Below are 22,928 nucleotides of genomic sequence, written 5' to 3'. Positions count from 1 at the left end.
GGGTAAACTGGCGCCTTTCCTTGAGGAGCCTGCCATGAGCGACCCGACAGACATCGACAATGACGAAGAAGAGTTCACCGAGGCTACGTTGATCGAAGCCATCGAGAACCAGATCGAAAGCGACAACCCACCGACAGCCAAAGCGACGTTCAACAAATTGACCCTGGTGGGCGTCGAGCGCGAAGAGATCCTCAATCTGATGGCGCACGTGCTGGCCTATGAGATTGACGCGATGCTCGATGAAGACCGCCCGTTCGATACCGAGTGGTACGAAGCGGCGCTGCGTGCATTGCCGGAATTACCGCCAGAAAAGCAGTAAGCCAAACACATCCCCTTGTGGGAGCGAGCCTGCTCGCGAATGCCGTGTATCAGCAAAAACAACGCTAAATGACACACCGCTTTCGCGAGCAGGCTCGCTCCCACACAATTTGTCACCCATCCATCCAGCCAACTCTCGGGCCCCGACTACACTGGAATCCGCCTCAAGACAAAATCCCTGATCTGAGCACTGGACATGCCGCAAAAGCGGGTTCACCTTAGGGACGCTGTCGTCCAATTCCTAGAAAGTCTGGAGTCCTTATGTCGCTTACCCCTGAGTTGGTTGCCGAACTGGAAGTCCTCGCACTCTTTCCCCTGGACAGTTCCCAGGAAGGTTTGAAAATTCATCAGACCGCTGCCCCGAAACATATTTCTGCCGCCAAACGCCTCTTTGAAAAAGACCTGACCGATCAGCCCGATGGCGGCTATCTGACCAGCCTCGGTCGCGACGCCGCACAAAATGTGCAAACCGTGCTGACCATTCTGAGAGAGCAAGAAACCGCCTGATCCTCCCCGACTTTGCCCACGGGAACTCCTGCCACGGGATTTCCGCGGGCCTGCCCGGTCGCCCGCGATGGAAATCTGACGTCAAAAAACAAATTCAGCTTAAAAGTCCCGCCGCGCAAAGGCTAAACTGCCTGACATTCCGAGACCCTCTACGTCCGAGCCTGTGAGCCGGTTTGAGCTGACATGACGCGCACCCACGAAATCCGCCCCGACCTGGACGAAGGCATTGACCGCAAAGTCCTCAGCCAACTGCGCGCGCGCTTTCTCAAACTCAATGAAGGCCGACTCGGCCGCGCCCTCGAAGGCTTGTCGCCACGCCAACAGAGCGTACTGACGCTGTTGCCATTGTTCTTCCACGTCAATCATCCGCTGCTGCCGGGCTATGTCTCGGGCAGTACGCCGGCCGGCCTGTCGAATTACGAGCCGGACGCCAACACCCTCGCCGAAGCGCAACGCCTGACCCGTTCGTTTTCCTACAAGCCGCGCCACGGCAGCAATCCACCGCGGCCGATTCACGGCCTGTTCCTGATGGGCAGCCTCGGCACGCTGGCGCAGGCCGATCAGAGCGACATGGACGTGTGGGTCTGCCACGCGCCGGATCTGAGCGAAAGCGAACTCGCCGAGCTCAGCAAGAAATGTCAGTTGCTGGAAGCCTGGGCCGCGAGTCAGGGCGCCGAGGCACATTTTTTCCTGATCGATCCGGTGCGCTTCGTCAAAGGCGAACGCGACACTCAGCTCAGTTCGGAAAACTGCGGGTCCACGCAGCACTATCTGCTACTCGACGAGTTCTACCGCACCGCGATCTGGCTGGCCGGGCGCACACCGATCTGGTGGTTGGTGCCGGTTTACGAAGAAACCGCCTACGACCTTTACACCCATACCCTGCTGTCCAAGCGCTTTATCCGCGCCGACGAAACCCTTGACCTTGGCCATCTGGCGAGGATTCCGCCGGGCGAGTTCATTGGTGCCGGATTGTGGCAGTTGTTCAAAGGCATCGAGTCGCCCTACAAGTCGGTATTGAAACTGCTGCTGACCGAGGTCTACGCCAGCGAACACCCGCAGGTGCAGTGTTTGAGCCTGCGCTTCAAAAAAGCCGTGTTCGCCAATCAGCTCGATCTCGATGAGCTGGATCCGTACATGGTCGTGTACCGGCGCATCGAGGAATACCTCATTGCGCGCAACGAACCGGAACGGCTGGAACTGGTACGCCGCGCGCTGTACCTGAAGGTCAACCGCAAGCTCACCGGCAACAGCCGCACCCAGAGCTGGCAACGTTCGTTGCTGGAGCGGCTGGCCAGCGAATGGCATTGGGATCAGCGACAACTGACGCTGCTGGATAGCCGCAGCCAGTGGAAAGTCCGTCAGGTCAGCGCCGAACGCCGCGCACTGGTCAACGAGCTGAATTACAGCTATCGCTTTCTGACCCAGTTCGCCCGCACTGAGCAGACTGTCAGCCTGATCAACAAACGTGACCTCAATGTGCTCGGCCGCCGGCTCTATGCCGCCTTCGAACGCAAGGCCGACAAGGTCGAGTTCATCAACCCCGGCATCGCCCCGGACCTGGCCGAGGACACCCTGACCCTGGTGCAGTCGCGCAATAAAAAGGAGCCGGGGCAAACCCAGTGGGGCCTGTACAACGGCAGCCTCACGGCACTTGAGTGGGAACACTTCGCACCAATCAAACGCAGCCGCGAACTGCTTGAACTGCTGACCTGGTGTCACCGCAACGGCGTGATCGACAGCAGCACGCGCCTGGCCCTGCACCCCGGCACCAGCGACCTGAGCGAGTTCGAGCTGTTCAACCTGCTCGGCAGCCTGCAACAGTGCATCGCCCTGCCCTTGCCTACCGTCGCCGAAGAGCCGTTGCTGCGCGCCGCCGTGCCGAGCGAAGTGCTGATGCTGGTCAACGTCGGTATCGACCCGCTCAAGCATCACCGCGACCTGAACATCCTGATGACCACCGAGCGTACCGACTCGCTGAGTTACGCCGGCGTGCGCGAAAACCTCGTGCTGACGCTCGACCAAGTGACGCTCAACAGCTGGAACGAAGTGCTGGTCAACCGCTTCGATGGCCCGCACGCCCTGCTCGATTGCCTGCGCGATTACCTCAACAACTTGCCACGCGGGCCACTGCAGCCGTCGTTGAAGGTGCGTTGTTTCTGCCACAACCGCGCGCAGTTCATTGCCCGTCGGGTCGAGGAAATCGTCGACACCGCACAGAACCTGTTGCTCAGCGAGCTGAACCACCGCTATCTGATTCAAGTGCAGCAGCACTATCACGTGCTGGAATTGGTGCCGGGCCAGGTCAACCACGTCGCCCTCGCCACCCTGCCGGCCCTGCTCGATTACCTCGGTGAAGAGCAGCCGCGCTACAGCCCGCTGCATCTGGACCCAATGGCGCTGGAAGATCACGACCTTGCCTTGATCCTGCCGATGGGCCAGCCGGAATGCATTCAAGTGTTCTACCGCATCACCGAGCAGCAGGCCGAGCTGTATGTTCTGGATGAGTTCAACGCACTGTGGCAGCAGCATTTGCCTTATCACGACGAGCAGAGTCTGCTGGTGCCGTTGCAGCGTTTCCTGCAATCGATCCTGTTCCGCCGCGAAGCCGTGCTGCCGATGGACGCTGGTCCCGACGGCCGTCTCGACACTTTGTATTACCAGTTATTGCCTTCAGGTCCGGGACGCGCGCGCCGGGTCGAAGCACGGCCGGCACCGCAGACGCCGGTGAACAAGCCGTTCTATGACGTGCAGGCAATTGTCGGCAAAGCCGCACCGGGCGAAGTGCAAGTCACCCTGTATTGCAATCAAAGGGAATTCAGCGAACTGGAACATGGCGACCAGCTGTTCAGCGTGGTCGCCCGGGAAATTGTCGAGCAGCGCCGCGAGAGCGAACGCTATCGCTGCTACATCACCGACCTCGACCTTTCGGGCCTGCTCGGTGACGGGCAGAGTTCAAGCAATCTGTATCTGCGCTACAAGGCTGACCTGGAGCGCGCCCTGAACGAGGCACTCGAACAGGTCTGAGGCGGGTTACTCGGGAAACGCGCCACCGTTGGCCGGCTGCGATTCGACTTCCAGCAAGGTCAGTTTGAGGGTCTTGCCGCCTGGTGCCGGCCAGTCGATGTGCTGACCGACCTTCAGGCCCAGCAGTGCGCTGCCGACTGGCGCCAGGATCGAGATCTTGCCTTCATCGGCGTTGGCATCCTTGGGATAGACCAGCGTCAGGTGATAGTCCTTGCCACTGCCTTCTTCGCGGCAGTGCACACGGGAATTCATCGTCACGACATCGGCGGGCACCTCATCGTGGCCGACCACGGTATCGGCGCGGTCCAGCTCGGTTTGCAGCGCAATCACGCCCGGCAGCGTGTCATCCAGGCTGTCGATCAGGCGCTCCAGACGTTGCACGTCCAGACGGGTAAGGGTGATGGAAGGTGCGGTCATGATCCGGGCAGACTCCTTTCTTCTGCACACAAAAAAAGCAAAACCCCGCCAAAAAAGACGGGGTTTTCACCAGGCCTCGATGGGTTGAGGCGTGTTCGGACACTATCACAGCTCAAAAAATATACAAGTCACGCCCCGCCGCACTGCTTGCGCCGGGACGCCTGCGCGCAAATCACTCGCCGGCGCTCATCGTCCGCCGAACGCCATTCGCGAATGTCTTCGACATGCCGGAAGCAGCCGAGGCAGACCTTTTGCTCGTCCAGTCGGCACACACCGCTGCACGGCGAAGGCACGGCCGGGCTGATGTTGCTGTAAAGCGGCTTCGGTGGACGAACAGGCGCAGTGTCAGTCACAGAATCACAGGCCTTCGAAGTCGAATTCAGCACCCGCCTGCTGCTTGACGATGCGCTCGAGCATTTCGCCCAATTGCTCTTCGCTCTTGTCGCACATCCAGCGCTCGCTTTCTTCGTCGTAGTCGAAGTGGAAACCACCGGACACCGCCGCCAGCCACAGCTGACGCAGCGGCTCCTGACGGCTGAAGATCAGCTGCGAGCCGTTTTCGAACTTGACGGTGAGCACACCGGCCGAGTTCTCCATGTCGATATCCAGATCACTTTCGTCAAAGATGTCTTCCAGTTTTTCCTGGGTTTCATCGACCAGATCGTGAAAACGGGCTTCGGACAAACTCATTGCGGCAACCTCAAAAAATGTCTGATCAGGCTCAAGCGCCGAAAGATACGGACGCTGCCGGCCGATTGCAAAGATTAACGACCAAGCACCGTTTCCCGTCCAGCACTGCCCCCTGTGGGAGCGAGCTTGCTCGCGAAGGCGCCGGAAAATTCAACATCGATGGCGACTGACATACCGCTTTCGCGAGCAAGCTCGCTCCCACAGGGTTACCAGTGCTCACGGACGAGCCCCGCCGGACGGGAACCCCCTCGCATAGGCAAGCTGCCGGGCGGCCGGTATACTCCGGCGCAATTAACGCATTTTCAAGGATTTCGCCATGAAGCGCCTGATCTCTTCCCTTGCTGCGCTCGTCGCGGTTGCCTGCCTCGTTTCGGCCTGTGGTCAAAAAGGCCCGCTGTACCTGCCGGATGACGATCAGGACCCGGCAGAACAAGCCCAGTCTTCGCAGAAGCAGCCGTCCAAAGCACACAAGCACGACGTTTACCAATAAGGGATCGCCATGGACGCTTTTAACTACCGTGGCGGGGAACTGTTCGCGGAAGGCGTGGCGCTGTCCGCCATCGCCGATCGCTTCGGTACGCCTACTTATGTGTACTCGCGTGCGCACATCGAAGCTCAGTATCTGGCTTACGCCGATGCCTTGGCCGGCATGCCGCACCTGGTCTGCTTTGCGGTCAAAGCCAACTCCAACCTCGGCGTACTGAATGTCCTGGCCCGCCTCGGTGCCGGTTTCGACATCGTTTCCCGTGGTGAACTGGAGCGTGTACTCGCCGCTGGCGGTAGCCCTGACAAGATCGTCTTCTCCGGCGTCGGCAAGACCCGTGACGACATGCGCCGCGCACTGGAAGTCGGCGTGCACTGCTTCAACGTCGAATCCACCGACGAGCTCGAGCGCCTGCAAGTGGTCGCCGCCGAACTGGGCGTTCGCGCGCCGGTGTCGCTGCGGGTGAACCCGGACGTCGATGCTGGCACCCACCCGTACATTTCCACCGGTCTCAAAGAGAACAAGTTCGGCATCGCCATTGCCGACGCCGAAGACGTGTACGTTCGCGCCGCGCATCTGCCGAACCTGGAAGTGGTCGGCGTCGACTGCCACATCGGTTCGCAACTGACCACGCTGCCACCGTTCCTCGATGCCCTCGACCGTCTGCTGGATCTGGTCGATCGTCTCGGCGATTGCGGCATTCACCTGCGCCATATCGATCTCGGTGGCGGTTTGGGCGTGCGTTATCGCGATGAAGAGCCGCCATTGGCCGCCGACTACATCAAAGCCGTGCGCGAGCGTCTGAACGGTCGTGATCTGGCGCTGGTGTTCGAGCCGGGCCGTTTCATCGTTGCCAACGCCGGCGTGCTGCTGACTCAGGTCGAGTACCTCAAGCACACTGAGCACAAAGATTTTGCCATCGTCGACGCGGCGATGAACGACCTGATCCGCCCGGCGCTGTATCAGGCGTGGATGGACGTCACGGCGGTCAAACCGCGTGACACCGCTGCGCGCAAATACGACATCGTTGGCCCGATCTGCGAAACCGGCGACTTCCTCGCCAAGGATCGCGAATTGGCCCTGGCCGAAGGCGATCTGCTGGCCGTGCATTCGGCCGGTGCCTACGGTTTTGTCATGAGTTCCAACTACAACACTCGTGGCCGTGCCGCTGAAGTGCTGGTAGACGGAGACCAGTTTTTTGAAGTGCGCCGCCGCGAAACCGTGGCCGAGCTGTTTGCCGGCGAAAGCCTGCTGCCGGAGTAACCCATGCTGCTGCGTTTTACTAAAATGCACGGCTTGGGCAATGACTTCATGGTTCTCGACCTGGTCAGCCAGCACGCGCATATTCAGCCAAAGCACGCCAAGCAATGGGGCGACCGCCACACTGGCATTGGTTTCGACCAGTTGCTGATCGTCGAGGCGCCGAGCAATCCGGACGTGGATTTCCGTTACCGGATCTTCAATTCCGATGGATCGGAAGTCGAGCAGTGCGGCAACGGTGCGCGCTGCTTCGCGCGTTTCGTGCTCGACAAGCGTCTGACCGCGAAACGGCAGATCCGCGTCGAGACCAAGGGCGGCATCATTGAGCTGGATGTGCGTAACGACGGCCAGATCGGCGTGAACATGGGCGCCCCGCGTCTGGTGCCAGCGGACATTCCGTTCGAAGCGCCGGCGCAGGCCATCAGCTATCAGCTGGAAGTCGACGGCACCACGGTTGAACTGGCCGCCGTTTCCATGGGCAACCCACACGCGGTATTGCGCGTGCAGGACATCAACAGTGCACCGGTGCATGAGCTGGGGCCGAAAATCGAACACCATCCGCGCTTCCCGGCGCGAGTGAACGTCGGTTTCCTCCAGGTCATCGACCGTAACCGTGCGCAGTTGCGCGTGTGGGAACGCGGTGCCGGGGAAACCCAGGCCTGCGGTACCGGCGCCTGTGCCGCAGCTGTCGCGGCCATCAGTCAGGGGTGGATGGATTCGCCACTATTGATCGACCTGCCTGGCGGGCGTCTGTCCATTGAATGGGCGGGCCCTGGCCAACCGGTGCTGATGACCGGTCCGGCAGTGCGTGTATACGAAGGACAAGTACGTCTTTGAGTGAGCAGAAACCATGACCGATAAGCCTCAGGTACCCGCCCGACAGTCCGACGAATCAGCGTCCGAGAGCCTGGAGGCGGCAGCGGTTGCCGCATACCTGGAGGCTCATCCGGACTTCTTCGTCGAGCACGAAGAACTGCTGCCCGCCCTGCGCATTCCGCACCAGCGTGGCGATACCGTTTCGCTGGTCGAGCGGCAGATGACCATTCTGCGCGACCGCAACATCGAGATGCGTCATCGCCTCTCACAGTTGATGGACGTCGCCCGCGACAACGATCGGCTGTTCGACAAGACTCGCCGCCTGATTCTTTCTCTGATGGACGCCGCCAGCCTGGAAGACGTGGTGATCAGCGTCGAAGACAGTTTGCGTCAGGACTTTCAGGTGCCTTTTGTCAGCCTGATCCTGCTCGGCGACAACCCCGCGCCGGTTGGTCGCTGGGTCACTCACGCCGACGCACAAGTCGCCATCGGCGGCCTGCTCACCGAAGGCAAAAGCGTCAGCGGCAGCCTGCGTGAGCACGAACTGGACTTCCTCTTCGGCGAAGAACAGCGCAAGCAGATCGGCTCCACCGCTGTGGTCGCCGTCAGCCATCAAGGCATCCACGGCATTCTGGCAATTGCCAGCCGTGATCCGCAGCACTACAAGAGTTCGGTCGGTACGCTGTTCCTCAGCTACATCGCCGAAGTCATGGGCCGCGTGCTGCCACGGGTCAACAGCCCCCTGCGCTCGGTACGCTGAGCATGGAACGGCAACTGGACGCTTACTGCGAACACCTGCGCAGTGAGCGACAGGTGTCGCCGCACACGCTGTCGGCCTACCGCCGCGACCTCGACAAAGTCCTCGGCTGGTGCGTCAAACAGAACATCGGCAGCTGGGCCGCGCTGGATATTCAACGCCTGCGCAGCCTGATCGCACGCCTGCATGCGCAAGGTCAATCCTCGCGCAGCCTCGCCCGCCTGCTCTCGGCGGTGCGCGGGCTGTATCACTATCTGAATAGAGAAGGTCTCTGCGACCACGATCCGGCGACCGGTCTGGCACCGCCGAAAGGTGAACGTCGCCTGCCGAAAACCCTCGACACTGACCGTGCGCTGCAACTGCTTGAAGGTGCGGTCGAGGATGATTTTCTTGCGCGGCGCGATCAGGCGATTATGGAGTTGTTCTACTCCTCCGGTCTGCGCCTCTCCGAGCTGACCGGGCTTAATCTTGATCAACTTGATCTGGCCGATGGCATGGTTCAAGTGCTTGGCAAAGGCAGCAAAACCCGTCTGCTGCCAGTGGGTAAAAAGGCCCGCGAAGCACTGGAACAATGGCTGCCGTTACGGGCCATGACCAACCCCGCAGACGACGCCGTGTTCGTCAGCCAGCAAGGCCGGCGCCTCGGCCCGCGAGCGATTCAGGTGCGGGTCAAACTGGCCGGCGAACGCGAACTGGGACAGAACCTGCACCCGCACATGCTGCGGCACTCCTTCGCCAGCCATCTGCTCGAATCCTCGCAGGATCTGCGCGCGGTGCAGGAATTGCTCGGCCACTCCGACATCAAGACCACGCAGATCTACACCCACCTGGACTTCCAGCACCTGGCGGCGGTCTACGACAGCGCCCATCCACGGGCCAAACGCATGAAAGGCGACGATTCATGAGCATCCAGTTGATCACCTTCGACCTCGACGACACCTTGTGGGACACCGCTCCGGTGATCGTCAGCGCCGAAGCGGTATTGCGCGAATGGCTGAGCGAACACGCGCCGAACCTGGGCGCGGTGCCGGTGGAGCATTTGTGGGCGATCCGCGAGCGGGTGCTGGCCAACGAGCCGGGACTCAAGCATCGGATCAGCGCTCTACGTCGGCGGGTGTTGTTGCATGCGATGGGAGACGCTGGGTACGCCCATGGCGAAGCCACCGACTTGGCAGACAAGGGCTTTGAAGTGTTTCTGCATGCGCGGCATCAGATCGAAGTGTTCCCCGAAGTCGAGCCCGTGCTGGAGATTCTCGCCAATCACTATGCGCTTGGCGTGGTCACCAATGGCAATGCCGATGTGCGGCGGTTGGGGTTGGCGGACTACTTCAAGTTTGCGTTGTGCGCGGAAGACATCGGCATCGCCAAACCGGATGCCCGGTTGTTTCATGAAGCGTTGCAGCGTGGCGGCGCCACGGCCGAAACCGCAGTTCATATTGGTGATCATCCGGGTGATGACATTGCTGGAGCGCAACAGGCGGGGTTGCGGGCAATCTGGTTTAACCCGGCGGGCAAAGTCTGGGAAGCGGATCGTCTGCCGGATGCCGAGATTCGCAGCCTGAGTGATTTGCCAGCGGTGCTTGCCCGCTGGAATGCCCTCTCGAACTGACAAAGTTCCCTTGTAGGAGTGAGCCTGCTCGCGATAGCGGTGTGTCAGATACATCTGGGCTGACTGACACACCGCTATCGCGAGCAGGCTCACTCCTACAGGGGGATCGTGGCGCGTCCCGAATTCCAGACATGAAAAAGCCCGCAGCGACGGCGGGCTTTTTCAGCAAGCCAGCGGCACGCCTCAGATAGGGCGGCTGCCGTACTTGTTGTCTGGCTTCTTCGGCGGATCGGCGACCACATTGGCCTCCACTTCCTGAACCTTGCCGCCACGCGACAGGAACTCTTCCATGGCCTTGGCCAGGGCGTCGCGTTCCTTGTTCTTGGCTTCAATGCTCGGCAACTCGTCTACCGACACCGCAGCCTTGGCTTTGCCTTTGGCAGCCGGAGCCGGCGTATCGTCACCGCCATCGTCGTCAGCAACGTCTTCCGCTGCTGCTTCCAGACCTTCCTCGGCCTCGTCTTCGTCGCCTACTTCGAGGTCGTCGTTTTCCAGATCATCGTCGCTCATGTTCTACCTCATGACTTGCGAAAAGCAGATTAGTTATAGACCAGCTTTGGCAACTGTCGAAAGTCGCCGTTAAAAAATCAGTAACCATTGGTGACCAACGGTTTATGCCCCTTCACCGTGCAAGGTGGCGAGGACTTTTCGAGCACCGCCATGATCACGGTGCTCGCCCAGATAAACGCCTTGCCAGGTCCCCAGTGCCAGGCGACCCGCCGAAACCGGCAGACTGATCTGGCAACCAAGCACGCTGGCCTTGAAGTGCGCCGGGAGGTCGTCCAGGCCTTCGTCGTTATGCTCATAGCCGTCTGTTCCTTGTGGGATCAGACGATTGAAAAATCGTTCGAAGTCGCGACGTACCGCCGGATCGGCGTTCTCGTTGATGGTCAACGACGCCGAGGTATGCTGCAGCCACAAATGCAACAGACCGACCCGGCACTCCCTGAGTTCAGGCAGGCCGGCGAGTAACTCGTCCGTTACCAGATGAAAGCCCCGGGGCCGAGCCCGCAGGGTTATCAGAGTCTGTTGCCACATACAGTTCTCCGCACGTTCGGGGCGCATTCTAGCGCGCTCTGGGAAAAAACAAAGGCCCTAATATTCCTGCAATGATGTAAGCCATTGGCCGCAGAAAAACGCCCGTCGTAAACACGACCAAAGCCGTACGAAAAATCCTTTCAGCTGCTCTCTGAATGACAAATTCCAGACAAAAAAATGCCCGGCGAACCGGGCAAGTTTTTAATGCGCGTACTTACAGGTTGTAGCCGCGTTCGTTGTGTTGTGCCAGATCGAGGCCAACCGACTCTTCTTCCTCGGTCACACGCAGACCCATTACGGCGTCCAGCACCTTGAGAATGATGAAGGTGACGATCGCGGTGTAGATGACGGTGAAGCCGACACCTTTGCACTGAATCCACACTTGTGCGGCGATGTCGGTCACGGTGCCGAAGCCACCCAGCGACGGTGCAGCGAAAACACCGGTGAGGATCGCGCCGAGGATACCGCCGATACCGTGTACGCCGAACGCGTCCAGGGAGTCGTCATAACCGAGTTTGCGTTTCAGGGTGGTGGCGCAGAAGAAGCACACCACGCCCGCCGCCAGACCGATCACCAGTGCGCCCATCGGGCCCACCGTGCCAGCAGCCGGAGTGATTGCGACCAGACCGGCCACCACACCCGAGGCGATGCCCAGTGCGCTTGGCTTGCCGTGGGTGACCCACTCGGCAAACATCCAGCCCAGTGCGGCAGCAGCGGTAGCGATCTGAGTGACCAGCATCGCCATGCCGGCGGTGCCGTTGGCCGCTGCAGCGGAACCGGCGTTGAAGCCGAACCAGCCGACCCACAGCATCGCCGCGCCCATCAGGGTGTAACCGAGGTTGTGCGGCGCCATCGGGGTGGTCGGGAAGCCTTTACGCTTGCCCAATACCAGGCAGGCAATCAGACCGGCCACACCGGCGTTGATGTGCACCACGGTGCCGCCCGCGAAGTCGAGTACGCCCCAGTCCCACATCAGGCCGCCGTTGCCGGACCAGACCATGTGCGCGATCGGTGCATAAACCAGGGTGAACCAGATGCCCATGAAGATCAGCATCGCGGAGAACTTCATCCGCTCGGCGAACGCACCGACGATCAGCGCCGGGGTGATGATCGCGAAGGTCATCTGGAAAGTAATGAACACCGCCTCGGGGAACAACGCCGCAGGCCCGGTCAGGCTCGAAGGCGTGACACCGGCGAGGAACGCCTTGCCCATGCCGCCGAAGAACGAGTTGAAGTTGACGACGCCCTGCTCCATGCCGGTGGTGTCGAACGCAATGCTGTAGCCATAAATGACCCACAGGATGCTGATCAGACCGGTAATGGCGAAGCACTGCATCATCACGGAAAGAATGTTTTTCGAGCGAACCATGCCGCCGTAGAACAGCGCCAGGCCGGGGATGGTCATGAACAGCACGAGGGCTGTCGAGGTGAGCATCCAGGCAGTGTCGCCGGAATTGAGGACCGGGGCCGCCACTTCGTCTGCCGCCATAGCAAGGCCGGGCATTACGATAGACAACAGGGCTCCTAGCCCTGCGAATTTACGCAGAGTCATATTGTTTTCTCCTGGGGCGTTGGGGTTTGTGGCGGCGTTTAAATCGCGTCGGTATCGGTTTCGCCGGTACGGATGCGAATCGCCTGTTCCAGATTGACCACGAAGATCTTGCCGTCACCGATCTTGCCGGTGTTGGCCGCTTTGGTTATCGCCTCGATAACCCGATCCAGATCCTTGTCGTCGATGGCCACGTCGATTTTCACCTTGGGCAGAAAATCGACCACATATTCCGCGCCGCGATACAGCTCGGTGTGACCCTTCTGCCGGCCGAAGCCTTTGACTTCAGTAACGGTAATGCCCTGCACGCCGATTTCGGACAGCGACTCGCGCACGTCGTCCAACTTGAACGGCTTGATGATGGCAGTGACTAGCTTCATGAAAACTCTCTCCCGAATTGGTGGACTTGCCCCAGGAAAACAAACCCGACTCAAGTCTAAGCGCAGTGCCTGGCTTTGTAACGCATCGTCGGCCGTACCTGCCCGACTGACGCCAGCTAACCGCTGCCGACGAAACTCCCCGCTCCGTCTGCCGCACTGCATTCGTCACAGCGACTGCATCAGTGCATGGGTCGAAGGTGACTAAGCAGAAACCTTGCCATCTCGCCAAAATCCCCTGATTTCAATCCCTTGGCCGCTGCCGCAAGCCGTCCCGTGCAAAAGGCCCTGCGGATACGCACAACAACGGTGCGTCGCCGTCCGTCCGCCTGCGCGAAAAGCGTGCATCCCTGACCACGAGATTGACTATAGACACTGCGTGATACACTGCCGGCCATTGTTTCCAGGACATCCACCATGCTCGCGCCCAAAGACTTCCTCGACGCCCTGAGCGGCACCGCCTCCCGCCTGTTCAGCGGCGACACCCCGCTGCCGAAAGCCGAAATCGAAAGCCAGTTCAAGATGCTGCTGCAAAGTGCGTTCAGCAAACTCGATCTGGTCAGCCGCGAAGAATTTGATAGCCAGATGGTTGTGTTGGCGCGCACTCGTGCCCGACTTGAGAGTCTCGAAGCCAAGGTTGCCGAGATGGAAGCCAAGCTGACGCCGCCAGCCGAATAACCCCGCAATTCCCTGTGGGAGCTAGCCTGCTAGCAATTGAAGGTCGGCACGACCTTCCCGTTCTTGGCAAACATTCGAAGTATGTATGTCGAAATGTCAATAAAACCGCTCCTGCCGAGACAGGAGCGGTTTCCGTCAGATCAATCCTTACAACGAATTATTCCAACGGTCTCGCAGAATCTCGTACAGGCGAAAAGCCCATAACGCGATCCTGACGAGGCGCCACATATGTTTAAGAAACTTAGACATACTTTGGCCCTCCTTGCGTGGGGCCAAACCTCCGATGCACTTTCCGGCGTACGAACACCTTCGGGACTACACACGAGTGTGTCCGCCAAGGCGGCCGGGTGTGGGCTCCCCAAGATCAGCACCGGCACGGGTCTCAAACCGTGTCGAGGAACATGAATTTTTTTCGCTCCCGACCACACTTTGCGAACACTCGATGAGTGGGCATCGTCACGGCGAATGGTATTCGCTGTCCGGCCGTGGCATTTAAACAAGTTGTATCAAGTCGTTATCATGTACCAGCAAACCGATTTCGGTCCTCGAATCTTTTAATAGATTGATTGGCTGAAATTTCAATGATGCTTGCGCCACCGGTCAAATATGCATAATCTCGGGCAACACGAGTGTGTCCGCTATGGATAAGCAGGCCTTGGCCTCACCGAAGCCTGCATATAAAAAACCGCCTTCTCAAGGCGGTTTTTTTTCGTCTCGATTTTTAAGGGGCGTGACCCATAATCCACGTTTACCTCACGGAGGCCACTGCGAAGCATCCATGTGAAAGCACCGAACTATTTGCGGAGTGCCTACGCCTACCATGCTAGCCAGCTCCAATGTCCTTCATTCAAGTAAGCAGCGTCCTACAATGACTTTCCCCTCGCCTGATTGAGTGAGCATCCTCACTTCGATATTGTCTGCTACCCGATACAAGCAGAGCACAAACTATGTCTATGGATCTAGAAGCCTTGGCAGCAGGCGTTCGAGACGTAAGGTGTCCATGAAACAGAAGAAGCAGAAAACCCAACCGGCACGGGTGTCCAAACCGGGTACCGAGGCACTCGGATTACCGGACAGAGTTTCAGCCAGCCAGCGGCATTTTCTGAAAGTGGCCGCGACCTATGGCAAGGAAATGGAGCCCGATGGTTGGCTTGCCGGTGGTGGAACCTGAGTACCGCAAAAATGACCGCCTGACAGGCGGTTTTTTTATGCCTGAGGATTAGTGCCTTCAGCAACATCCAGTGAAAGTTCGCCCTTAAAACTGTCCGACCAACGCCCTCTCCCCAGACTACCCTTCAAAAACCCGCAGGAAGCGGCCCCCGATTCAGCTCAAGGAACGACCATGTCCCTCTCCATCGTCCACAGCCGCGCCCAGATTGGCGTGGAAGCCCCCGCTGTCACCGTCGAAGTCCATCTTGCCAACGGTCTGCCGTCGCTGACCATGGTCGGTCTGCCCGAGGCGGCGGTGAAGGAGAGCAAGGATCGGGTGCGCAGCGCGATCATCAATTCCGGGCTGCAGTTTCCGGCGCGGCGGATCACTTTGAATCTGGCGCCAGCGGATTTGCCCAAGGATGGTGGGCGGTTTGATCTGGCGATTGCCTTGGGGATTCTGTCGGCGAGTGTGCAGGTGCCGTGTCTGACGCTGGATGATGTGGAATGTCTGGGCGAGTTGGCGTTGTCCGGCGCCGTACGAGCGGTGCGCGGCGTATTACCGGCAGCGTTGGCAGCGCGCAAGGCGGGGCGCGCGCTGGTGGTGCCGCGGGCGAATGCCGAGGAGGCATGCCTGGCTTCGGGGTTGAAGGTCTACGCCGTGGATCATTTGCTGGAGGCGGTGGCGCATTTCAATGGGCATACGCCGGTTGAGCCGTATGTGTCCGACGGGTTGATGCACGCCAGCAAGCCTTATCCCGACTTGAATGAAGTGCAGGGGCAACTGGCGGCAAAACGCGCGCTGCTGATTGCTGCTGCAGGTGCGCATAACTTGTTGTTCAGCGGACCGCCGGGCACCGGCAAGACCTTGTTGGCAAGCCGGTTGCCTGGGCTGTTGCCACCCTTGACCGAGAGCGAAGCACTGGAGGTCGCGGCAATACAATCAGTTGCCAGTGGCGCGCCGCTGACTCATTGGCCGCAGCGTCCGTTCCGTCAACCGCACCACTCGGCATCCGGGCCGGCACTGGTCGGCGGCAGTTCGAAACCGCAACCCGGCGAAATCACCCTCGCCCACCACGGCGTGCTGTTCCTCGATGAGCTGCCGGAATTTGATCGCAAGGTGCTGGAAGTTTTACGGGAGCCTTTGGAGTCGGGGTTCATCGTGATCGCTCGAGCCAAGGATCGCGTGCGTTTCCCCGCGCGCTTTCAGTTGGTGGCCGCGATGAACCCTTGCCCCTGTGGATATCTTGGTGAACCCAGCGGCAAGTGTTCGTGCACGCCGGACATGGTTCAGCGTTATCGCAACAAGTTGTCGGGTCCCCTGTTGGACCGAATCGACTTACACCTGACGGTTGCGCGTGAGGCGACAGCGCTGAACCCTGCGGTAAAGCCAGGAGAAGACAGCGCCAGTGCAGCCGCATTGGTAGCCGAGGCTCGCGAGCGACAACAGAAACGCCAGGGATGTGCCAATGCGTTTCTTGATCTGCCAGGCCTGCGTCGCCACTGCAAGTTATCCACAGCCGATGAGACCTGGCTGGAGTCAGCCTGTGAACGGCTGACCCTGTCACTGCGCTCGGCGCACCGGTTGCTCAAGGTCGCCAGGACGTTGGCCGATCTGAGCCAGGAAAAGGACATCACCCGCGAACATCTGGCGGAGGCTTTGCAGTATCGGCCGGCAACACAATGAAAATGACAGCGCTACTCGCAAGCGGACTGCCCCGAAAATAAACATCCGAGCGGCGATGGCCATTGGCCGAGATGTGATATAACGACGGCGCTCTTTTTTACGACTTATCCGTCTATCGTCAAGACATAGAGCATTTTTCAGCGTGAAAATGGAGGCGGGACATCATGGACAAGATTTCTACTGTTCACCGGGCAAAGCTGCTCAATCAACCAGTGTAGTCATGACTCAAGCCAAACCTGGCTTGTGTGCGTGTACCTGGTCATTTATTCAAACCCAGACAACTAAGAAGCCCTTGCCCAGCGTTATGACTCCGTTTGACATTGGCCCTATTCAAACAAACTTCAAAAGCAAAACTTCATCATGAAAAATGTTTATTTACTCAGCAACGTGGCGGACGGTGGCAAAACATATCTCGAATATCTGATTCCAGCGCTCAAATCACTTCGAGAAAATTACAACTGTGTCGTACTCAATACTGATCGTACCGGCTTAAGCCGGGAGGAAGTCGAAGCGCTCCTCGATTTCCCGGTAAAGCAGATTGGCAATGACTTCATTGCAAGCCTGAAATCGCAGATTGTCATTTCAAATGATGCCTACGCCGGACGCCTGCTGGACAACTCGAATTTTGGCATCTTCATCAGCCACGGCAATGTCGGGATGCCGACCAAAGACAAGTATTACTACGCCGAATTGACCTCCTACTGGGATGTGGTCATCTCCTCTTCGCGGTCAGGCTTTGATTTGATTACGGCCGGGCTGCAGGCATACCGTCGCGACAGAAAGGCCCTGAAAACCATGTTGATCGATGGACTGGCCTTGCGTTCGGACATGCGCAGCACCAGCCCGGTGGCGACGCTGCCGGTGAAAATCCCCGGCAATTTCGAATCATCCCCGCCATCGCAAAAGACTTCGGACAACTATGTTGTAGGGCTTCTGCCGACCCAACTGGGTATCTGCCCGAACGGGGCGACACTGTATGAGAACCTGCAGACCGTCATCAATGCAGTCAAATCGCAAATTCCCCACGCAACGTTCATCTTGCGTCCGTACATGGCCGAGCTTTCCCATCCGACTGTAAAGGCACTGTGCGAAGAACTGTCTGCCTATGACTGGATAACCATCGACAAGGCCGGCACCAGCAGCACGGCTTTCTACACACAATGCGACACGGTCATCACCGATGCCTCCACTGGTGGTGTGTCGTTCATGCTCAACACTTGCAAACTGCCGATTTATTACGTGCCGTTAACTGAGGAAAATAATCTCACCGTCAACGCCTGGCTGAATCAAATGGACAACTTGTTGCCAATCGCCAGAAGCAGCAATGAACTCCGAGACATGGCGTTAGGGTTCAGCCTGCTGGCACAAGAAGACAGCTATTACATATACAACAAGTTCTATCAGGCACAGTACAGCGACTTGCCACTGCCTCAGGAAGTGTTCCACGACTTGATTGAATTCCGCCACGAGTCGAAATATTGCCCGCTCTCGGTTGACTCTTTCGGAGACATTATCGAGCGCGACAAACATTAAAAAAAGCAGGCCTGACCTCATGCGAGGGAACAACCTGCCGATACATTCCAATCGAACATAAGTCAGAACACTATGAAACGTGATGCTGGTGGACAGGTAATCTGGATTACGGGCCTTTCAGGAGCGGGCAAATCGACGCTGGCCGGTGAGTTCGTTACCCGAATGCGCGCTGAAGGACACTCGGTCGTCATGCTCGATGGTGATGAATTGCGCGAGGTATTTGGCGCCGCCGCCAGCAGCACGCAAAACCACGGCCGCGAAGGTCGCCTGGCGCTCGCTCTGCAATACGCTCGGCTGTGCAAAATGATCGCTGCACAGGGACAAACCGTGGTGATCGCCACGATTTCGCTGTTTCGCGAGGTTCACGAGTGGAACCGCGCCCATCTGCCCAATTATTTCGAGATTTACCTGAAGGTGCCCGTGGAGGAGTTGCGTCGCCGCGACCCCAAGGACATCTATCGCCGTTTCGATGCGGGCGAACTGCATAACGTTGCCGGGCTCGACCTGGCCATTGATGAACCGCTGGCCGCCGACTGCCTGGTTGAGTTCGATCGCGAACGCTCCAGCCAACGCCTGGCCGATGATTTGCTCCCTAAAATTCTTGGAAGGAACTGACTATGAAAACCGAATGGGACTACACCACCCTGGCCGATGCCTATTTGAAGCGCCCTGACTACGCCGACGCGGCCATCGACGCCATGCTGTCGATTGCCGGTGCCGAGCAAGGCGACAAGTTCTGCGACGTCGGCGCGGGTGTTGCGCACTTGACGCTGATGCTGGCCGCCCGCGGCCTGGATGTCACAGCGGTAGAACCCAACGATGCGATGCGCGCCAACGGCATCAAGCGCACCGCCGAACTGCAAAACGTCAAATGGCACGAAGGCACCGGTGAAGCCACCGGCCAGGCGGCACAAGCGTTCGACATGGTCACGTTCGGCAGCTCCTTCAACGTCTGCGACCGTCAGCAGGCCCTCAAGGAAACCGCACGCATTCTGAAGCCACGCGGCTGGTTTGCCTGCATGTGGAACCACCGCAATCTGGAAGACCCGATCCAGGCGCGCATCGAAGCGATCATCAAAGAGCGCGTGGCCGGTTATGGCTACGGCACCCGTCGCGAAGACCAGACCGCCGTGATCGATGCCAGCGAATTGTTCGGTGCGGTCGTGCATCTGGATGCCCGCGTGATTCACGAGCAGTCGATCGAAGAATGCCTCGAAGCCTGGCGCTCGCACGCCACGCTGGAACGTCAGGCTGGCGCCAGCTTCCATGAAGTGATCGCGGCCATCGACGACTACCTGAAAAGCCTGCAGACGCCGTCGATCCAGATCCCGTACTCGACCAACATCTGGGTTGCTCAACTGAGATAACCGCTGATGGCCCTGCATTTCTCAACCAAGGCCGGCACCCTGACCAGCCTGCAAGGACGGCTCGCCTCGGCGCACATCGCGCCGTTGCTGGCGTTCACGGTGGCGGACTGGCAACTGGATCAGCGCGCCTGCGTTGAGAACATCCAGCGCCGGCTGCCGGGCGCCCCGTGGATCGTGCGCTCCAGTTGCGGGCGCGAGGACAGTGCGCAGGCGTCGTTCGCCGGCGCCTTCCTGTCGGTGCCGAATGTCGAGGAGGCTGGACTGGTCTCGGCGATCGAACACGTCATCGCCAGTTACGGCGAGGTGCACCTGACTGACGAGATCCTGATTCAGCCAATGCTCGGCAATGTAGCGCGCTCCGGCGTGGCCTTCTCTCACGACCCCAACACCTGCGCACCTTATCGCGTGGTGAACTGGTCGGAGGGCGATGACACCGCCGCCGTCACCGGCGGCATGGGTGGTCGGCTCTGGCAGCAGGCAGCGCACAGTGAAGTGGCAGCGCCAGCGTCGCTCGCACCAGTGGTGGCTTTGCTCGAAGAATTGCTCGGCCTGTTTGGTGAGCAACCGGTCGACTGCGAGTTCGCGGTCACCCGCGACGCTGAAGGCGAGACACTCTGGCTGCTGCAAGCCCGGCCACTGATTCTGCCGGCTGTGCCTGAATCTGCGGCCACCCAGTTCGCCCGCCTGCAAAGCATTCAGAGCAAAGTCGAAAGGGGCATGCGGCCGCACCCATTTCTGATCGGTCAGCGCACGGTGTACGGCGTCATGCCTGACTGGAACCCGGCGGAAATCATCGGCATCCGCCCCAAACCGCTGGCGCTTTCGCTGTATCGGGATCTGGTGACTGACTCGATCTGGGCCTACCAGCGCCACAACTATGGCTATCGCAACTTGCGCAGCTTCCCGCTGATGCCGCATTTTTTCGGTCTGCCGTATATCGATGTGCGCCTGTCGTTCAACTCGTTCATTCCCGCCGACCTTGATGAAGGGCTGGCCGGACGCCTGGTCGATTACTACATCGATCGCTTGCTGGCGGAACCGACGCTGCACGACAAGGTAGAGTTCGAGATCGTGTTCTCCTGCTACACCCTCGACCTGTCGCAGCAACTGGAACGTTTGCGCAGTGCCGGTTTTCTTGAGCATGAACTGGACGCCATCAGCACCAGTCTGCGCAAGCTGACCAACCGCATCGTGCACCCCAAGGACGGTTTGTGGCGCAGCGATGCCAACAAGCTAGAGGTGCTCAACGCTCGTCGCGAAGAGCTGCTGGCCTCCAATGCCGATCCGCTCGAACGCATCTACTGGCTGCTGGAGGATGCCAAGCGTTACGGCACCCTGCCCTTCGCCGGCCTGGCCCGCGCCGGGTTTGTTGCCGTGCAGATGCTGCGATCGCTGGTCAGTGTCGGCGTGTTTTCGCAGGCGGATTACGATGCGTTCATGGCCGGGGTTTCCACGGTCAGCGGTCAGTTGGCCCGTGACCGCGCCACCCTCGACAAAACCACGTTCCTCGCCCGTTACGGGCATTTGCGACCGGGCACTTACGACATCCTCTCGCCGCGTTACGACGAGGCGCCAGAGCTGTATTTCGACTGGACGCAAAGCCCCGCCGCGCCGGAACCGCTGCGACCGTTTTCGCTGACGCTGCCGCAGATGCGCGAAATCGTCAAACAGCTCGAGGCCCATGGCCTGCAGCCTGATCCGGTGGGATTGCTGGACTTCCTGCAGAACGGAATCGAGCTGCGCGAGCTGGCCAAGTTTCACTTCACGCGTAACCTCTCCGATGCCTTGGCGCTGATCGCGCAGGTCGGTGCGCAGTACGGCATTGATCGTGAGGATCTGGCCTATTGCGACATCAGCGCCTTCCAGGAGCTGCATGTCGCCGCAGCAGATCCGAAGGAAGTGCTGATGCGCAGCATCGAACAGGGCAAGGCGCGTTACGCCGAAACGCTCAAGGTGTCGCTACCGCCGGTGATCACCTGCCCAGAAGATGTCTGGTGTTTCGAGTGGCCGGAAACGGCGCCCAATTTCATTACGCAAAAACGCGTGACCGCGCCGGTGGTGCTGTGTGATGACCGGGAAAAACTCGCCGGGGCGATTGTTTGCATTCCCAATGCCGATCCGGGGTTTGACTGGCTGTTCGCCTACCCGATTGCCGGGCTGATCACTGCGTGGGGCGGGGCCAATTCGCACATGGCGATACGTGCCGGTGAGCTTGGCCTGCCGGCGGTGATTGGCGCTGGCGAAGTGCTCTACCGTCGATGGTCGACGGCAGACTTTCTGCACCTCGATTGTCCGGGGCGCCGAGTGGAGTTGATGTCATGAAAGTGGTTGCGATCAGTCAACGTGTCGACATGCACCCTGAGCGCGGCGAAAGCCGTGACGCGCTGGATCAGCGCCTGATCGCGTTTGTGCTGGCAGCAGGCCTTATCCCCGTGCCGGTCCCCAACCGTTGGCAAACCCCTGATGACCTCGATCGTTGGCTGACAGCGGTTAACCCACAAGCCATCGTGCTGTCGGGCGGCAATGACATCGGTCAGTGCCCGGCCCGTGATCAGACTGAAAGCAGACTGCTGGATCACGCCCATGCGCGCCATCTGCCGTTGTTGGGGATTTGCCGGGGCATGCAGATGGTTGCGCACTGGTCGGGTGTCTCGCTGAAACCGGTCACTGGCCATGTCCGCACCCGGCATCAGCTATGCGGGCAGATCGTCGCCGAGGTCAACAGCTATCACACCTTCGCCCTCGCCGATTGCCCACTCGGGTTCGAGGTGCTGGCGCGCAGCGAGGACGGCGAAATCGAAGCGATCCGCCACCTGCAACGACCGTGGCAGGGCTGGATGTGGCACCCGGAGCGCGAGAACGATTTCGCGTCGCACGACCTTCAGCGTCTGCAGCAACTGTTTGGCGAAACCGATTCCACTGAAGAATTCACGGGATAGACCTGTAGTGAAAGCCATTATTCTGGCTGCCGGACGTGGCAGCCGCATGAAAAGCCTCACCGATGAACGCCCAAAATGTCTGGTCGAGTTGCGCGGTAAACCGCTGCTGGAATGGCAGCTGGAGTCATTGCGGGCAGCGGGTATCAGCGACATCGCGGTGGTGACCGGTTACAGGCGCGAGCTGCTGGCAGAACGTGGCCTGAGCGAGTTTCACAACCCGCGCTGGGCCGAGACCAACATGGTTTCATCACTGGCCTGCGCCGAGTCCTGGCTTGAGGGCCAGCCGTGCATCGTCAGCTATTCGGATATTTTCTACAGCCCTGTGGCGGTGCAGTCGTTGATCAACAGCGACGCAGCGTTGGCCGTCACCTACGACCCCAACTGGTTGCAGTTGTGGACCGAGCGTTTCGGCGACCCGTTGCTGGATGCCGAAACCTTTCGCCTGACCGCCACGCACACGCTGGCCGAAATCGGCAACAAACCGCAATCGGTGGACGATGTTCAGGGGCAGTACATGGGGCTTTTGCGCTTCACGCCCGAAGGCTGGGCGGAAGTCGTACGGCTGCGTGCCGAACTGTCGCCGCAGCAACGCGACAGCATGCACATGACCAACACTCTGCAACGCGTCATCGATGCCGGTCGTGTGCCAATTGAAGCTGTCGCCTACACCGGCGAATGGGGAGAGGTCGACTCCAGTGAGGACCTCTCGGTGTATCAATAAGGTAC

The 22,928-nt window shown here is 59.5% G+C and carries 25 protein-coding genes; 18 read left to right on the top strand and 7 right to left on the bottom strand.

The window, feature by feature from the left end; genetic code table 11:
- Window positions 1–34: 34 nt before the first annotated feature.
- The 3 genes from ACWR1S_RS02435 to ACWR1S_RS02425 all read left to right on the top strand — a co-directional run bounded on the left by ACWR1S_RS02435 (window position 35) and on the right by ACWR1S_RS02425 (window position 3,852).
- Entirely contained in the window at window positions 35–319 is a 285-nt protein-coding gene (locus tag ACWR1S_RS02435) for a hypothetical protein (protein WP_454562304.1), read from the top strand.
- Window positions 320–579: 260 nt separating this feature from the next.
- Window positions 580–825 (top strand): TIGR02647 family protein, encoded by a 246-nt coding sequence (locus ACWR1S_RS02430; RefSeq protein WP_008084565.1) that lies wholly within the window; start codon window positions 580–582, stop codon window positions 823–825.
- Between the two features lie 183 nt (window positions 826–1,008).
- Window positions 1,009–3,852, top strand: a complete 2,844-nt coding sequence (locus ACWR1S_RS02425) for a class I adenylate cyclase (RefSeq protein ID WP_454562303.1) — start codon at window positions 1,009–1,011, stop codon at window positions 3,850–3,852.
- A 6-nt stretch (window positions 3,853–3,858) separates the two neighbouring features.
- Here the strand turns inward: ACWR1S_RS02425 and rnk are convergent, their stop codons facing one another.
- The 3 genes from rnk to cyaY form a co-directional block, all read right to left on the bottom strand.
- A complete protein-coding gene (gene rnk / locus ACWR1S_RS02420; RefSeq protein ID WP_007911103.1) occupies window positions 3,859–4,269 on the bottom strand; it encodes a nucleoside diphosphate kinase regulator in 411 nt (136 codons plus the stop codon).
- Window positions 4,270–4,397: 128 nt separating this feature from the next.
- Window positions 4,398–4,622, bottom strand: a complete 225-nt coding sequence (locus tag ACWR1S_RS02415; protein WP_454562302.1) for a DUF1289 domain-containing protein — start codon at window positions 4,620–4,622, stop codon at window positions 4,398–4,400.
- Window positions 4,623–4,626: 4 nt separating this feature from the next.
- On the bottom strand, window positions 4,627–4,959 hold the full coding sequence (gene cyaY, locus ACWR1S_RS02410) for an iron donor protein CyaY (RefSeq protein ID WP_007911100.1): 333 nt from the start codon (window positions 4,957–4,959) through the stop codon (window positions 4,627–4,629).
- Between the two features lie 316 nt (window positions 4,960–5,275).
- Here cyaY and lptM point away from each other — a divergent pair, with 316 nt between their 5' ends.
- Genes lptM through ACWR1S_RS02380 form a run of 6 tightly spaced genes read left to right on the top strand, consistent with a single transcriptional unit; the run spans window position 5,276 to window position 9,885 of the window.
- Window positions 5,276–5,449, top strand: coding sequence for an LPS translocon maturation chaperone LptM (lptM, locus tag ACWR1S_RS02405; protein WP_007911098.1), 174 nt, complete (start codon window positions 5,276–5,278; stop codon window positions 5,447–5,449).
- A gap of 9 nt (window positions 5,450–5,458) precedes the next feature.
- Entirely contained in the window at window positions 5,459–6,706 is a 1,248-nt protein-coding gene (gene lysA / locus ACWR1S_RS02400) for a diaminopimelate decarboxylase (RefSeq protein ID WP_150694243.1), read from the top strand.
- Between the two features lie 3 nt (window positions 6,707–6,709).
- Window positions 6,710–7,540, top strand: a complete 831-nt coding sequence (gene dapF, locus ACWR1S_RS02395) for a diaminopimelate epimerase (protein WP_008084573.1) — start codon at window positions 6,710–6,712, stop codon at window positions 7,538–7,540.
- A 13-nt stretch (window positions 7,541–7,553) separates the two neighbouring features.
- Window positions 7,554–8,279 (top strand): DUF484 family protein, encoded by a 726-nt coding sequence (locus tag ACWR1S_RS02390; RefSeq protein ID WP_454562301.1) that lies wholly within the window; start codon window positions 7,554–7,556, stop codon window positions 8,277–8,279.
- Window positions 8,280–8,281: 2 nt separating this feature from the next.
- Complete coding sequence (xerC, locus tag ACWR1S_RS02385) at window positions 8,282–9,181, top strand: tyrosine recombinase XerC (RefSeq protein ID WP_454562300.1); 900 nt, start codon at window positions 8,282–8,284, stop codon at window positions 9,179–9,181.
- A complete protein-coding gene (locus ACWR1S_RS02380) occupies window positions 9,178–9,885 on the top strand; it encodes an HAD family hydrolase (protein WP_454562299.1) in 708 nt (235 codons plus the stop codon). Before xerC ends, ACWR1S_RS02380 begins: the two co-directional genes overlap by 4 nt.
- Window positions 9,886–10,068: 183 nt before the next feature.
- On the opposite strand, the gene sutA is transcribed toward ACWR1S_RS02380, so the two are convergent.
- The 4 genes from sutA to glnK form a co-directional block, all read right to left on the bottom strand.
- Complete coding sequence (sutA, locus tag ACWR1S_RS02375) at window positions 10,069–10,395, bottom strand: transcriptional regulator SutA (protein ID WP_007920420.1); 327 nt, start codon at window positions 10,393–10,395, stop codon at window positions 10,069–10,071.
- Between the two features lie 102 nt (window positions 10,396–10,497).
- Window positions 10,498–10,923 (bottom strand): secondary thiamine-phosphate synthase enzyme YjbQ, encoded by a 426-nt coding sequence (locus ACWR1S_RS02370; RefSeq protein WP_007920418.1) that lies wholly within the window; start codon window positions 10,921–10,923, stop codon window positions 10,498–10,500.
- A gap of 214 nt (window positions 10,924–11,137) precedes the next feature.
- Window positions 11,138–12,475 (bottom strand): ammonium transporter, encoded by a 1,338-nt coding sequence (locus ACWR1S_RS02365; protein ID WP_141125908.1) that lies wholly within the window; start codon window positions 12,473–12,475, stop codon window positions 11,138–11,140.
- A gap of 38 nt (window positions 12,476–12,513) precedes the next feature.
- The gene (gene glnK / locus ACWR1S_RS02360) at window positions 12,514–12,852 is read right to left on the bottom strand and encodes a P-II family nitrogen regulator (protein WP_002555808.1); all 339 of its coding nucleotides are present in this window, start codon (window positions 12,850–12,852) and stop codon (window positions 12,514–12,516) included.
- A 414-nt stretch (window positions 12,853–13,266) separates the two neighbouring features.
- Between glnK and ACWR1S_RS02355 the strand changes: the two genes are divergently transcribed.
- From ACWR1S_RS02355 to ACWR1S_RS02315, 9 genes are all read left to right on the top strand, one after another.
- On the top strand, window positions 13,267–13,527 hold the full coding sequence (locus ACWR1S_RS02355) for an accessory factor UbiK family protein (protein ID WP_007920416.1): 261 nt from the start codon (window positions 13,267–13,269) through the stop codon (window positions 13,525–13,527).
- 1,000 nt (window positions 13,528–14,527) lie between these two features.
- A complete protein-coding gene (locus tag ACWR1S_RS02350) occupies window positions 14,528–14,698 on the top strand; it encodes a hypothetical protein (RefSeq protein WP_171057229.1) in 171 nt (56 codons plus the stop codon).
- A gap of 171 nt (window positions 14,699–14,869) precedes the next feature.
- Window positions 14,870–16,363, top strand: a complete 1,494-nt coding sequence (locus ACWR1S_RS02345) for a YifB family Mg chelatase-like AAA ATPase (protein WP_454562298.1) — start codon at window positions 14,870–14,872, stop codon at window positions 16,361–16,363.
- Window positions 16,364–16,723: 360 nt separating this feature from the next.
- Complete coding sequence (locus tag ACWR1S_RS02340) at window positions 16,724–17,896, top strand: hypothetical protein (RefSeq protein ID WP_454562297.1); 1,173 nt, start codon at window positions 16,724–16,726, stop codon at window positions 17,894–17,896.
- A gap of 72 nt (window positions 17,897–17,968) precedes the next feature.
- On the top strand, window positions 17,969–18,511 hold the full coding sequence (locus ACWR1S_RS02335; protein WP_454562296.1) for an adenylyl-sulfate kinase: 543 nt from the start codon (window positions 17,969–17,971) through the stop codon (window positions 18,509–18,511).
- 2 nt (window positions 18,512–18,513) lie between these two features.
- Window positions 18,514–19,263 carry a class I SAM-dependent methyltransferase gene (locus ACWR1S_RS02330; RefSeq protein ID WP_454562295.1) on the top strand — a complete coding sequence of 250 codons (750 nt, stop codon included), beginning with the start codon at window positions 18,514–18,516 and terminating at the stop codon, window positions 19,261–19,263.
- 6 nt (window positions 19,264–19,269) lie between these two features.
- The gene (locus ACWR1S_RS02325; protein ID WP_454562294.1) at window positions 19,270–21,585 is read left to right on the top strand and encodes a PEP/pyruvate-binding domain-containing protein; all 2,316 of its coding nucleotides are present in this window, start codon (window positions 19,270–19,272) and stop codon (window positions 21,583–21,585) included.
- Complete coding sequence (locus tag ACWR1S_RS02320) at window positions 21,582–22,202, top strand: gamma-glutamyl-gamma-aminobutyrate hydrolase family protein (RefSeq protein WP_454562293.1); 621 nt, start codon at window positions 21,582–21,584, stop codon at window positions 22,200–22,202. The genes ACWR1S_RS02325 and ACWR1S_RS02320 overlap by 4 nt, the downstream gene beginning before the upstream one ends.
- 7 nt (window positions 22,203–22,209) lie before the next feature.
- Window positions 22,210–22,923: a phosphocholine cytidylyltransferase family protein gene (locus ACWR1S_RS02315; RefSeq protein WP_454562292.1), complete on the top strand. Its 714-nt coding sequence runs from the start codon at window positions 22,210–22,212 to the stop codon at window positions 22,921–22,923.
- The last annotated feature ends 5 nt before the right edge of the window (window positions 22,924–22,928 follow it).

This window comes from Pseudomonas sp. AIG, from assembly GCF_977020205.1.
The sequence above is the reverse complement of the archived record's forward strand: the minus strand, read 5'-3'. Positions and strand labels throughout refer to the sequence as shown.